We start from the raw sequence: 12588 nt of genomic DNA, 5'->3' as shown, positions 1-12588 counted from the left end.
ACGGACCGATGGTGGCAGGCCGGTGGGGCGGTGGGAACACCTTTCGCACGGTTCTGTCCGGAGAAGCGCGCCGGGAGTGTCCGTACCCCCCGACGGCGGAAGCCGTACGGGACGGAGCCCCGGGCCCGTCCCGAGGCGTACCGGAGACCGGACGGCGGCCGGGAACCGTGCCCGGACGTGGCAGGCTTGGCCCATGGCCGTACAGATCAATCCCAGTATCCTCTCCGCCGACTTCGCCCGACTGGCGGAGGAGGCCGGGGCCGTGGGGGGCCCCGGCGGCGCCGACTGGCTCCATGTCGATGTGATGGACAACCACTTCGTGCCCAACCTCACCCTGGGCGTCCCCGTCGTGGAGTCCCTCGCCCGCGCCACGGACATCCCCCTCGACTGCCATCTGATGATCGAGGACCCGGACCGCTGGGCGCCGCGGTTCGTGGAGGCCGGGGCCGGTTCCGTGACCTTCCACGCGGAGGCCGCCGCCGCGCCCGTACGGCTCGCCCGGGAGATCAGGGCCAAGGGCGCCCGCGCCTCCATGGCGCTGAAGCCCGCCACCCCCATCGAGCCGTACGAGGATCTGCTCCCCGAGCTCGACATGGTGCTGATCATGACCGTGGAGCCCGGCTTCGGCGGCCAGGCGTTCCTCGACATCATGCTGCCCAAGATCCGCCGGACCCGGGAGCTGATCGGCAAGCACGGTCTCGACCTGTGGCTCCAGATCGACGGCGGGGTCGCCGATGAGACCATCGAGCGGTGCGCCGAGGCGGGCGCGGACGTCTTCGTCGCCGGATCGGCGGTCTACGGCGCCCAGGATCCGGCCGCCGCCGTCCGGGGCCTGCGGGCAAAGGCCGAACAGACCATCGCCACGGCGGGCCGGGCCTGCGCACACTGACCGGAGGAGGTGCCGCGCGGCCGGAACCGGCCGTGCGACCGTCCGGAGCGCGCCCCGGGGTCACCTTGGGTGACCGCCGGGCCACACGGAGATGAACACGGCCCGACCGGGCTGATCCACAACCGCCGGATCTGACAGGATGACGGATCCGGAGCCGGAACAGGAGTGAGGAGAGCGCGGTGTCTGCTAGGTCGGCGGGACGGTCCGCCCTGCGGATGGGACCCGCGGAGCTCGTACAGGCGGCGGCGATGGCCCGCCGGTTCTATCTGGAGGGCAAGTCCAAGATCCAGATCGCGGAGGAGTTCGGCGTCAGCCGGTTCAAGGTCGCGAGGGTCCTGGAGACGGCGCTGGAGCGGGATCTCGTACGGATCGAGATCCGGGTCCCGGCCGAGCTGGACGCCGAGCGCTCCGACGCGCTGCGGGCCCGGTTCGGACTGCGGCACGCGGTGGTCGTCGAGTCCCCGGCGGAGGCCGACGAGTCGCCCGACCCGGAGAACCTGGGCGAGGTGGCCGCGGATCTGCTGGGCGAGCTGGTGGCCGAGGGGGACGTACTGGGCCTGGCCTGGGGCCGGTCGACCATCCATATGGCGGCGGCCCTCGACCGGCTGCCGCCGTGTACGGTCGTCCAGCTCACCGGGGTGTACGACGCGGGGACCGCGGAACGCGGCTCGGTGGAGGCGGTCCGGCGGGCCGCCCAGGTGTCGGGCGGCGACGCCCACCCCATCTACGCGCCGATGCTGCTGCCGGACGCCGCGACGGCCGCGGCGCTGCGGCACCAGACCGGGATCGCCCGGGCCTTCGACTACTTCGACAAGGTCACGGTGGCCGCGGTCTCCATCGGGTCGTGGGAGGCGGGCATCTCCACCGTCCACGACATGCTCACCGACGAGGAGCGGGCCCGCTACGCCTCCTACGGCGTCGCGGCGGAGATGTCCGCCCACCTCTTCGACCGCGACGGCCGCCGGGTCGGCCGCGATCTGGGCGAGCGGTGCATCACGGTCGAGGCGGACCGGCTGCGGCGGATCCCCGAGGTGGTCGCCATCGCCGGGGGAGTGCGCAAGGCCGAGGCGATCGGGGCGGTCCTCCGCTCCGGTCTGGTCACCAGCCTCGTCACGGACACGGCGGCGGCCGATCTGCTGCTGAACTCGCCGCCGGGTCTGCGCCCGGCCCTGGAGCGGGCCGACCCCGACGAGTGACGCGATACCCCCGGGCGGGCCGCCCCTCCCGGGGGAAACGTTTCTTGCTCTCCGGGCGGCGCGGTCCCGGCTCTCCCGGGGCCGCCCGGCCCGGGTCCTCCCGGCCCGCGCCCGCCGCCGTACCGGGCGTGTGCGGCAGGTGTCCGTAGCCGCCCGGGGTGTTCGTTCGCGCGATGCCCTCCGGGGGCGGTCGTGACGGCCGCCGGATCGGCCCGGGGCACCCTCGGCGTCAGCCGGTGAAGACCTTGCCCGGGTTGAGGATGCCCGCCGGATCCCACACCCGCTTGATGTCCCGGTGCAGGTCCAGCACCGCCGGGCCCAGTTCGTCGGCCAGGCCGCGCCGCTTCAGCAGGCCCACGCCGTGCTCGCCGGTGACCGTGCCGCCCAGTGCGAGCGCCTGGTCGACGACCTCTTCGAAGACCTCGCGGCAGCGGGCCAGCTCCCGCTCGTCGCCGCGCGGTACGACCAGCATCGGATGCAGATTGCCGTCCCCGGCGTGGGCCAGGGTGGCGATCCGTACGCCGTGCCGGGCGGCGATGTCCTCCAGCCGGCCGAGCATCTCGGGCAGGAGGGTGCGGGGGACGCAGACGTCCTCACTGAGGACCAGGCCCAGGCGCTCCAGCGCCGGGTAGACCAGCCGCCGGGCGGCGAACAGGGCGTCTCCCTCGGCCGGGTCGCCGGACCGCGCGCTCCAGGTCGCACCGGCCGACTCGAAACAGGCCAGTACGGTGTCCGCCTCCCGGGCGCCCGCCGCGCCGGGCGCGTCGCAGCGGGCCAGCAGCAGGACGTCGCCGCCGTCGGTGAGGCCCATGTTCTTCCACTCGTCGACGGCCCGCAGGGAGAACCGGTCCACCAGCTCCAGGGCGCTCGGGACCACCCCGGAGGCCACCACCCGGGCGACGGCCGTGCCGGCGCTCGGCAGGTCGGCGAAGTAGCCCACGACGGTCTGCTCCCGGGCGCGCTCGCCCCGCAGCCGTACCGTGACCTCGGTGACCAGGCCCAGGGTGCCCTCCGAACCGACCAGCAGCCCGGCGAGTTCGTAACCGGCCGAACTCTTGGCGGTACGCCGTCCCAGCCGGACCACGTCACCGCGGCCGGTGACCACCTCCAGGCCCAGCACGTAGTCCCGGGTGACGCCGTACTTCACACAGCACAGTCCGCCCGCGTTGGTGGCGACGTTCCCGCCGATGGTGGACCAGGGGGCGCTGGCCGGATCCGGCGGGTACCAGAGGCCCTTGGCGGCACACGCGGTCCGCAGGTCCTCGTTGACGACACCGGGCTGCACGACGGCCAGCCGTTCGTCCGGGTCGATCCGCAGGACCCGGTCCATCGCCGAGAAGCAGACCACCACCCCGCCCTCGACCGCGTTGGCGCCGCCGGACAGGCCGGTGCCCGCCCCGCGGGCCACCACCGGGATGCCGTGTTCCGCGCAGTGCGCCACCACGGCCGCCACCTCGGCGGTGTCGTGGGGCCGCACCACGGCGGCCGGGAGCGCGTAGGGCGCGCCCGCCGCTTCGTCATGGGCGAAGGACGCCACCCGGGACGGGTCGGTGATCACCCGTCCGGCCGGGAGGAGCCCTGCGAGATCAGTGGGTGTCGTGGTCACCCCGGCGAGGTTGGCAGCCGGGGCGGCGGTCGTTCAATTGGCCGTTGGTACAGGCACAACGCCCTGTACCAACGGCCAATTGAACGGCCCTCGGCGCTTCGGGCAGCCTTGCTCGTCGTCAGGTCCAAGCCGTGTCCACGTCAGGTCGGGGCCGGGTCAGCGGTCCTCAGGAGGGTGAGTCGATGACGGCAGTGCTGAGGGGAATCGGCGGTTTTCTCCCGCCCCTGACGGTCACGAACGACGACCTCTCCCGCACCCTGGACACCACGGACGAGTGGATCCGTACCAGGACGGGCATCCGGGAGCGGCGGTTCGTCTCCGGGGGCCTGTCGACGGGGAGCATGGCCGTGGCGGCCGGTGAGCGGGCCCTGCGGTCGGCCGGTACGGCCGCGGTGGACGCCGTGGTCGTGGCCACCACCTCGCCCGAGCGGATCTGCCCGGCGGTGGCGCCCGCGGTGGCCGCGCGGCTCGGTCTGGGAACGCTGGCCGCGTTCGATCTGACCTCGGCGTGCAGCGGATTCCTGTACGGGCTCGCCACCGCGTCCGGCCTGATCGCCGCCGGTACCGCCGATACCGTGCTCTTCATCGGATCGGAGGCGTTCACCACCTTGGTGGACCCGGCGGACCGGTCCACCGCGCCGATCTTCGGCGACGGCGCGGGCGCGGTCGTCCTGGGCCGGGGCGGACCGGACGAACCCGGTGCGCTGGGCCCGTTCGACCTCGGCAGCGACGGCGCGCTCGCCGATCTGCTGGCCATTCCGGCGGGCGGTTCCCGGCAGCGCTCCGCCGACGGCGGCCTCGGGCACGGCACGGTGCCCACGGGCGACTGGTATCTGCGGATGGAGGGCCGCCCCCTCTACACCCAGGCCGTCGAGCGGATGACGCAGTCGGCGGCGGCGGCCCTCAAGCGCGCCGACTGGTCCGTGGCGGACGTCGACTGGTTCGTCGGCCACCAGGCCAATGTGCGGATCGTGAACGCGGTCGCGGAGGAGCTGGAGCTGCCCGGGGAGAAGGTCGCGGTCAACATCGACCGGGTCGGCAACACCCTGGCCGCGTCCGTACCCCTGCTGCTGAACGACTACGCCGCCCGCGGCGAACTGAAGGCGGGCCAGCGAGTCCTGCTCTCCGCCTTCGGCGCCGGTCTGTCCTGGGGCTCGACCACCCTCGTCTGGCCGGAGATCCAGGCGGATCCCGTCGACTGACGCCGCCCGTTCCCCCTCTCCACCCGTTTCCGCTCCGCCGCCCCACCCCCCCACAGCCTGCCAGCCTCCAGGAGGAGACATCATGAGTGCAGCCCACGACTCCGTCGTCGAGGTCGTCGTCGCCCGCTTCGGTCTGGACGCCGAGGCGGTGGTGCCCGAGGCCACCTTCGACGACCTCGGTCTCGACTCCCTGTCGCAGCTCGAACTCGCCACCGCCCTCAAGAAGCGGCTGGGCGTCGTGATCAGCGACGAGGAGCTGTCCGAGCTCGCCACGGTCTCCGATATCACCGCCCTGGTCGAGCAGAGGGGCGCCTCGGTCCGATGACCGGCTTCGCGACCGCCGTCACCGGCATCGGGTTGGTGACCCCCGCCGGGATCGGCGTCAAGGAGAGCTGGGACCGCGTGGTCGAGGGCCGGCCGACGGCGGCGCACCACGCCGGCCTCGACGGCCTGCCGGTGACCATGGCCTGCCGGGTGCCCGACTTCGCCCCGGCCTCCCTCGGGCGCGCCGCCTGGCAGTGGGACCGCTACTCCCAGTTCGCCGTCGCCGCCACCCGCGAGGCGCTGGACCAGGCCGGGCTCGTCCCGGGCGAGTGGGCTGACAGCTCACGGGTGGCGGTGATCCTGGGCTCCGGCGCCGGCGGCACCGCCACACTGGAGGCGCAGCACCGGGTCCTGCTGGAGGAGGGGCCGGAGGAGATCTCCGCCATGACCCTTCCGATGGGGCTGCTCAACATGGCCGCGGGCCAGGTGGCGATCGACATCGGGGCCAACGGCCCGTGCTCGGCGCCCTGTACGGCGTGCGCGGCCGGGGCCAGCGCGATCGGCCTGGGCCGTGAGCTGATCAGGTCGGGTCTCGCCGACATCGTGGTGGCCGGTGGCGCCGAGGCGCCCATCACCCCGCTGTACGTCTCCTCGTTCGCGCGGATGCGGGCGCTGTCCCGGCGGCTCGACGACCCGTCGACCGCCTCGCGTCCCTTCGACGCGGCCCGGGACGGGTTCGTACTCGGTGAGGGCGCCGGAGTCGTCGTACTGGAGTCCGAGGAGCACGCGCGGGCCCGCGGCGTACGGCCGGTGGCCCGGATCATCGGGTACGGAGCCTCCGCGGACGCGCACCATGTGACGTCCCCGCACCCGGAGGGCAAGGGCGCCGAGCTGGCGGTCCGGGCGGCGCTCGCGGACGCCGGGCTGACCGGCCGGGACATCGACTACGTCAACGCGCACGGCACCTCGACGCCGCTCAACGACGTCATCGAGGCGGGCGTGATCAACCGGGTGGCGGGCCCCGACGCGCTGGTGAGCTCCACCAAGGGCGTCACCGGGCATCCGCTGGGCGCGGCCGGTTCGATCGAGGCCGCGTTCGCGGCGCTCACCGTGCACCACGGGGTGATCCCGCCGTCCGCGAGCACCACCGATGTCGATCCGCGGGTGGAGGTGGACGTCGTACACGGCGCGGCGCGCCGGGCCCGGGTCGAGGTGGCCCTGAGCAACTCGTTCGGCTTCGGCGGCCAGAACGCGGCCCTGCTGATCGCCCCGGCCTGACCGGCTCCGGCCCGGCCCGTTCCGACCCCCGTTCCGGGCCCCGCCCGGTCGCGGCGGCACCCTCCGCCGGTCCCCCCGACACCCCACCGCGAGAGGCACAGCCGCGGGAAAGGACCCACCCATGACCTCGTCGGCCTCCGCCGGGCTGTCCCGGCTGCTCTTCGACGGCAGGTACGAGCAGACGCACCAGGACCTGCGCGAACTGCTGCTCGACCCCGTCTTCGACCCCCGTGAGGGGCTGACCATGAACGAGGCCGGGAAACTGGCCTACGAACGGTCGAGAGCCGTACACGCCGGACTGGAACGCCCCCGGGAGATCCTGGCCGACCCATGGCGGCTGTTCGCCCTGGCCGAGTGGCCGTCGCTGGTGGACGTCTCCACGTTCTCGCTGCTGATGGTCCACTACAACCTGGCCTTCGGCACCGTCCTGGAGCACGGCGACCGGGAGGACCTGAAGGACCTCTGCGACGAACTGGACCGGCTGGACTCCTTCAGCCCGTACATGGCCACCGAACTGGGCTACGGCAACAACGTGGCCGCCCTGCGCACCGAGGCCGTCTACGACCCCGCCACCGAGACCTTCGTCCTCAACACGCCCGACGCCCTGGCGCAGAAGCACATGTCCTACAGCGGGTTCCGGGACGTACCCAAGCTCGCCGTGGTGATGGCCCGGCTCCAGGCGGACGGCAAGGACCACGGTGTCTACCCCTTCCTCGTCCGGATCAGCGACGGGAACGGACTCTGCGAGGGCGTCCACGCGGCGCCGTGCCCGGAGAAGCCCGTACAGGGCCTCGACAACGGCCTCACCTGGTTCGATCACGTCCGCGTCCCGCGCCGCCAGCTCCTCCACGGCGACATGGGCGGCTTCGGCGACGACGGTGTGTTCCGCCCGGCGTCCGGCAATCAGCGGAAGCGGTTCCTGCGCGCGATGAACCGCATCCTGCCCGGCCGGCTCTGTGTGTCCAGCGCCGCGACGGGCGCGGGCCGGGCGAGTGTGTACATCGCGCTCCGGTTCGCGGCCCGGCGGCTCACCAACGCGCCCGGCCGCAAGGACGTGCCGGTCATCGAGTACCGCAGCCACCAGCTCGCGCTGTACACCGCGCTCGCCCGGACATACGCGATGACGCTGCTGCTCAACCATGCCAAGCGGGAGTTCACGGCGGTGCCGCCGGACGCCGTCCCCGCCGAGCTGAACGATCTGATCTCCATCACCAAGGCGCTCGCCACCTGGGAGATGACCGATGTGATCGCCGTCTGCCGGGAGCGCTGCGGCGCCCAGGGCATCTTCAGCGCCAACCGGATCGCCGACTACGGGTCGCTGCTCCAGGGCCTGGTCACCGCCGAGGGCGACAGCCAGGTACTGCTGGCCACCACCGCCGGGCAGATCATCGCGCGGTACGGCGACGGCGACGGCGCAGGGCCCGCCCCGGCCCCCGACCCGGCCGGACGGGACCTGGGCGACCCCGCGTTCCTGGCGGCGGCGGTACGGCACCGGGAGGCGGAGCTGCTCCGGGAGGCCGCCGCGGCCATGGCGGACGACACCGGCGACCGGACGTACTTCGAGGCGTGGAACGGCACCGTCAACACCGGCCTGGAGATGGCCCGGGCCCGGGGCGTACGGATCGCGCTGGAACGCCTCGCCGCCGCCGTCGGCACGCTCGCGGACGAGACCGCGCGGACGGCGCTCGGCCTGCTGGCCGCGCTGTACGGGCTGACCGAGCTGCGCCGGGACTCCGGCTGGTATCTGGCGCGCGGTGTGCTCACCGCCGAGCAGGTGGAAGGGCTGCCCCGGGAGGCCGACGCGCTGTGCGCCCGGCTGGTGCCGTACACCGAGGCCCTGATCGACGGCTTCAACCTCTCCCCGGAGCTGCTGCGGGCGCCGATCGCCGCCGACGACTACGTGACCGCCTTCCAGGAGCGCACCGGCGCCTTCGGCCCGCCCGCCGCCGCTGCCGGTACCGCCGACGCCGCCGAGGGAAGCTGAGCGCCATGGGGAGACACCGCTACTTCTGCCCGATCCGCTGGTCCGACATGGACGTCTACGGCATCGTCAACAACGTCTCCTTCCTGCGCTATCTGGAGGAGGCGCGGGTCGACTTCGTCTTCCGGATGGCGCCGACCGACGGCGACGCCTTCTTCCGCGACGGATCGGTGGTGGTGGAGCACCGGATCCGCTACCGCGGCCAGTTGGTCCACCGGCACGAACCGGTGGAGATCGAGATGTGGGTCTCCGACCTCCAGTCGGCGACGGTGGCGATCGACTGCGTGGTCCGCGACGGCGACACCGTGTACGCCACCGCGACGACCGTGATGGCGCCGTTCGACTACCGGGCCGGACGGCCCCGGCGGCTCACCGACGAGGAGTTCCGGTTCTTCGAGAAGTACCTCGAACAGACCCCGGCGGCCGGCTGAGATGCGGCTGCTGCGGATCGGGCCGCCGGGCCGGGAACGGCCCTGCGCGGTGGGCCCCGGCGGCGTCGTACGGGACCTGTCCTCCTGGCTGCCGGACTGGACGGGGCCGGCCCTGGACCCCGAAGCGCTGCGGGAGACGGCGGCGCGGCTGGCCCGGGAGGCCGCCCGGCTCCCGGCGGTCGACCCGGCCGCCGAACGGGTCGGCCCGCCCGTCCGCCCCGGCGGGCATCTGCTGTCGATCGGGCTCAACTACCGGGCGCACGCCGCGGAGGCGGGCCTGGCGCTGCCCGATGAGCCGATCGTGGCCAGCAAGGCGCCGAGCACCCTGGTCGGACCGTACGACGATCTGCTGCTGCCGCCGGGCGGTGAGAAGACGGACTGGGAGGTCGAGCTGGCCGTGGTGATCGGCCGGCGCGCGCAGTACCTGCCGGACCCGGCCGCCGCGACGGGCCATATCGCGGGGTACGCCACCGGCAACGACGTGTCGGAGCGGAGCTGGCTGCTGGAACGCGGCGGGCAGTGGGTGAAGGGCAAGTCCTTCGAGTCGTTCGGCCCGCTGGGTCCGTACCTGGTCACCCCGGACGAGGTGGGCGACCCCGGCCGGCTGCGGCTGACCTGCCGGGTCAACGGCCGGACGATGCAGGACGGGTCGACCGCCGACATGGTCTTCGAGGTGTCCCATCTGCTCTGGTATCTGAGCCGTTTCATGGTGCTGCACCCCGGTGACGTGGTGCTGACCGGGACGCCCGGCGGTGTCGCGCTGGGCCGCCCCGACCAGCCCTATCTGCGGGCCGGTGACGTGGTGGAGGCGGAGGTGTCGGGTCTGGGAGCGCAGCGGCAGCGGTGCCGGGCGGCGGTCCCGGACGGCACCGGGTCGGCGTTCCCCGGCCCGCCCGCCGAGCCCGTACGGACCCGGTCGTGACCGGGCCCCCGCCCCGGCGCGGTCCGCACCGCCACGGCCCCGTCGGCCACGGCGCCGGTGGGCGCGTGGACCCCGGAAGGAGAGGGAACGGATGACCGTCCAGCAGGAGTCCACGGAGCAGCCGCCGGACACGCGTACCGGTATCCGGGCGCGGGTGGCCGACCTCCACGCGACCAGGGAGGCGGCGTGCGAAGGCCCGAGCGAGCAGGCGACCCGGACCCAGCACGCCAAGGGCAAACTGACCGCCCGCGAACGGATCGACGTACTGCTGGACGCCGGGTCGTTCAACGAGATCGAGCAACTGCGCAGACATCGCGCGGTCGGCTTCGGCATCGAGAACCGCAGACCGCACACGGACGGTGTGATCGCGGGCTGGGGGACGGTCGAGGGCCGGACCGTGTTCGTCTACGCGCACGACTTCCGGATCTTCGGCGGGGCGCTCGGCGAGGCGCACGCCGAGAAGATCCAGAAGGTGATGGACATGGCCATCGCGGCCGGTGCCCCCCTGGTCTCGCTCAACGACGGCGCCGGGGCCCGTATCCAGGAAGGCGTCTCGGCCCTGGCCGGGTACGGCGGCATCTTCCGCCGCAATGTGCGGGCCTCCGGGGTGATCCCGCAGATCTCGGTGATCCTCGGCCCGTGCGCGGGCGGCTCGGCCTATTCCCCCGCCCTGACCGACTTCATCTTCATGGTCCGCGGCACCTCGCAGATGTTCATCACCGGACCCGATGTGGTGAAGACCGTCACCGGCGAGGAGGTCAGCCAGGAGGGGCTCGGCGGCGCCGACGTCCACGCACAGGTGTCGGGGGTCGCGCACTTCGTCTACGAGGACGAGTGGACCTGTCTCGGCGAGGTCAGGTACCTGCTGTCCCTGCTGCCGTCCAACAACCGGGAGAACCCGGTGGCCGTGCCGTGCGCCGACCCCGAGGACCGGCGCAACGACGCCCTCCTCGGCCTGGTCCCGGCCGAGGGCAGGCTGCCGTACGACATCCGCCGGGTGATCGAGGAGATCGTCGACCACGGCGACTTCCTGGAGGTGCACGAGGGCTGGGCCCGCAATGTCGTCTGCGGACTGGCCCGGCTCGGCGGCCAGGTGGTGGGCATCGTCGCCAACCAGCCGCTCGCCCTGGCCGGGGTGCTCGACATCAAGGCCAGTGAGAAGGCCGCCCGGTTCGTCCGGACCTGCGACGCCTTCAACGTCCCCCTGCTGTCCCTGGTCGACGTACCGGGCTTCCTGCCCGGCGTCGACCAGGAGCACGACGGGGTGATCCGCCACGGGGCCAAACTGCTGTACGCCTACTGCGAGGCCACGGTGCCACGGGTCCAGCTGATCCTGCGCAAGGCGTACGGCGGCGCGTACATCGTGATGGACTCCCGCTCGATCGGCGCCGACCTCTCCTACGCCTGGCCGACCAACGAGATCGCCGTGATGGGCGCGGAGGGCGCCGCGAACGTCATCTTCCGCAAGCGGATCGCCGAGGCCGACGCCCCGGAGACCCTGCGGGTCCAGCTCGTCAAGGAGTACCGGTCCGAGCTGATGCATCCCTACTACGCGGCCGAGCGCGGCCTCGTCGACGATGTGATCGACCCCGCCGGGACCCGGTCGCTGCTCGTCCGCGCCTTCCGGATGCTGCGGACCAAACACGCGGACCAGCCGAACCGCAAACACGCCAACATCCCCCTGTGAACCGAGAAACCCCGTGAATCCCTGCCCCGGAGCGCACCCATGACGATCACCTTCACCACCGAGCCCGCCGTCCGCAGGCCGGTCGCCGAGCGGGCGGCACTGATGGAGTCACCCGCCTTCGGCGAGGTGTTCACCGACCACATGATCAGCATCGACTGGTCCCGGGACCGGGGCTGGCACGACGCCCGGCTGCATCCGTACGGGCCGCTGGTGCTCGACCCGTCGGCCCAGGTGTTCCACTACGGCCAGGAGGTCTTCGAGGGCATGAAGGCGTACCGCCGCCCCGACGGCACGGTGGTGACCTTCCGGCCCTACGCCAACGCGGCCCGGCTGAACCGCTCGTGCGCCCGGATGGCGATGCCGCCGCTGCCCGAGGAGACCTTCGTCGAGGCCCTCGAACTGCTGGTCGGCGCCGACCGCGACTGGGTCCCGGACCGGCCCGGGTGCAGCCTCTATCTGCGCCCCTTCATGATCGCCACCCAGCCCACCATCGGCTTCTACGGCCCTTCCCGCTCCTACCGGTTCATGGTGATCGCCTCACCCGCGGCCGCCTACTTCACGGCCGGGGCGAAGCCGCTCACCGTATGGCTCTCCCGGGACTACACCCGGGCGGCCCCCGGCGGCACCGGCGAGGCCAAGTGCGGCGGCAACTACGCGGGCACGCTGGTCGCGCAGGCGCAGGCCGGGGAGATGGGCTGCGACCAGGTGGTCTGGCTGGACTCGGCGGAACGCCGCTGGGTGGACGAGATGGGCACCAGCAACCTCTTCTTCGTCTACGGCGACCGGCTGGTGACGCCGGAGCTGTCCGGGACCCTGCTGGCGGGCGTCACCCGGGACTCGGTCCTCGCCCTGATGACCCAGCTCGGCCACCGGGCCGAGGAGGGGCGGATCAGTGTCGAACGGTGGCGCGCCGACGCCGAGTCCGGGGCGCTCACCGAGGTGTTCTCCTGCGGCACCTCGTCGATGATCACCCCGGTCGGCTTCGTCCGGAGCGCGGACGGCGACTGGACGATCGGCGGCGGTACGCCGGGACCGGTCACCGAGCGGCTGCGCGCCGAGCTCGCGGGGATCCAGGACGGTTCACGACCGGACCCGTTCGGCTGGGTCCACAAGATCGCCTGACCGGCGTCCG

The 12588-nt window shown here is 73.0% G+C and carries 11 protein-coding genes; 10 read left to right on the top strand and 1 reads right to left on the bottom strand.

Annotated elements, in window-relative coordinates; genetic code table 11:
- Window positions 1-193: 193 nt before the first annotated feature.
- Together rpe and ABZ714_RS10855 are read left to right on the top strand one after the other, a co-directional pair.
- Window positions 194-889, top strand: coding sequence for a ribulose-phosphate 3-epimerase (gene rpe / locus ABZ714_RS10860; protein WP_358824845.1), 696 nt, complete (start codon window positions 194-196; stop codon window positions 887-889).
- A 215-nt stretch (window positions 890-1104) separates the two neighbouring features.
- Window positions 1105-2085 (top strand): sugar-binding domain-containing protein, encoded by a 981-nt coding sequence (locus ABZ714_RS10855; RefSeq protein WP_358824904.1) that lies wholly within the window; start codon window positions 1105-1107, stop codon window positions 2083-2085.
- Between the two features lie 229 nt (window positions 2086-2314).
- Here ABZ714_RS10855 and ABZ714_RS10850 read toward each other — a convergent pair whose 3' ends face one another.
- A complete protein-coding gene (locus ABZ714_RS10850; RefSeq protein ID WP_358824844.1) occupies window positions 2315-3691 on the bottom strand; it encodes an FAD-linked oxidase C-terminal domain-containing protein in 1377 nt (458 codons plus the stop codon).
- A gap of 182 nt (window positions 3692-3873) precedes the next feature.
- Between ABZ714_RS10850 and ABZ714_RS10845 the strand changes: the two genes are divergently transcribed.
- From ABZ714_RS10845 to ABZ714_RS10810, 8 genes are all read left to right on the top strand, one after another.
- A complete protein-coding gene (locus ABZ714_RS10845) occupies window positions 3874-4893 on the top strand; it encodes a beta-ketoacyl-ACP synthase III (RefSeq protein WP_358824843.1) in 1020 nt (339 codons plus the stop codon).
- An 82-nt stretch (window positions 4894-4975) separates the two neighbouring features.
- A complete protein-coding gene (locus ABZ714_RS10840) occupies window positions 4976-5218 on the top strand; it encodes an acyl carrier protein (RefSeq protein WP_358824842.1) in 243 nt (80 codons plus the stop codon).
- The gene (locus ABZ714_RS10835; protein WP_358824841.1) at window positions 5215-6435 is read left to right on the top strand and encodes a beta-ketoacyl-ACP synthase II; all 1221 of its coding nucleotides are present in this window, start codon (window positions 5215-5217) and stop codon (window positions 6433-6435) included. Before ABZ714_RS10840 ends, ABZ714_RS10835 begins: the two co-directional genes overlap by 4 nt.
- 121 nt (window positions 6436-6556) lie before the next feature.
- Window positions 6557-8419 (top strand): acyl-CoA dehydrogenase, encoded by a 1863-nt coding sequence (locus ABZ714_RS10830; RefSeq protein ID WP_358824840.1) that lies wholly within the window; start codon window positions 6557-6559, stop codon window positions 8417-8419.
- A 5-nt stretch (window positions 8420-8424) separates the two neighbouring features.
- A complete protein-coding gene (locus ABZ714_RS10825) occupies window positions 8425-8847 on the top strand; it encodes a thioesterase family protein (protein WP_358824839.1) in 423 nt (140 codons plus the stop codon).
- 1 nt (window position 8848) lies between these two features.
- Window positions 8849-9769, top strand: coding sequence for a fumarylacetoacetate hydrolase family protein (locus tag ABZ714_RS10820; protein ID WP_358824838.1), 921 nt, complete (start codon window positions 8849-8851; stop codon window positions 9767-9769).
- A 91-nt stretch (window positions 9770-9860) separates the two neighbouring features.
- Window positions 9861-11456 carry an acyl-CoA carboxylase subunit beta gene (locus tag ABZ714_RS10815; protein WP_358824837.1) on the top strand — a complete coding sequence of 532 codons (1596 nt, stop codon included), beginning with the start codon at window positions 9861-9863 and terminating at the stop codon, window positions 11454-11456.
- A gap of 39 nt (window positions 11457-11495) precedes the next feature.
- Window positions 11496-12578 (top strand): branched-chain amino acid aminotransferase, encoded by a 1083-nt coding sequence (locus tag ABZ714_RS10810; RefSeq protein WP_358824836.1) that lies wholly within the window; start codon window positions 11496-11498, stop codon window positions 12576-12578.
- Window positions 12579-12588: the final 10 nt, after the last annotated feature.

It is taken from the genome of Streptomyces sp. NPDC006798 (assembly GCF_040635975.1).
Lineage (GTDB): Bacteria > Actinomycetota > Actinomycetes > Streptomycetales > Streptomycetaceae > Streptomyces.
This window is presented reverse-complemented; position numbering and strand designations above follow the sequence as displayed.

Coding starts and splice junctions, on each gene's coding strand:
- ABZ714_RS10815 (WP_358824837.1), top strand. CDS start 9,861: ATGACCGTCCAGCAGGAGTCCACGGAGCAGCCGCCGGACACGCGTACC.
- ABZ714_RS10845 (WP_358824843.1), top strand. CDS start 3,874: ATGACGGCAGTGCTGAGGGGAATCGGCGGTTTTCTCCCGCCCCTGACG.
- ABZ714_RS10840 (WP_358824842.1), top strand. CDS start 4,976: ATGAGTGCAGCCCACGACTCCGTCGTCGAGGTCGTCGTCGCCCGCTTC.
- ABZ714_RS10820 (WP_358824838.1), top strand. CDS start 8,849: ATGCGGCTGCTGCGGATCGGGCCGCCGGGCCGGGAACGGCCCTGCGCG.
- ABZ714_RS10855 (WP_358824904.1), top strand. CDS start 1,105: ATGGGACCCGCGGAGCTCGTACAGGCGGCGGCGATGGCCCGCCGGTTC.
- ABZ714_RS10830 (WP_358824840.1), top strand. CDS start 6,557: ATGACCTCGTCGGCCTCCGCCGGGCTGTCCCGGCTGCTCTTCGACGGC.
- ABZ714_RS10835 (WP_358824841.1), top strand. CDS start 5,215: ATGACCGGCTTCGCGACCGCCGTCACCGGCATCGGGTTGGTGACCCCC.
- ABZ714_RS10810 (WP_358824836.1), top strand. CDS start 11,496: ATGACGATCACCTTCACCACCGAGCCCGCCGTCCGCAGGCCGGTCGCC.
- ABZ714_RS10825 (WP_358824839.1), top strand. CDS start 8,425: ATGGGGAGACACCGCTACTTCTGCCCGATCCGCTGGTCCGACATGGAC.
- rpe (WP_358824845.1), top strand. CDS start 194: ATGGCCGTACAGATCAATCCCAGTATCCTCTCCGCCGACTTCGCCCGA.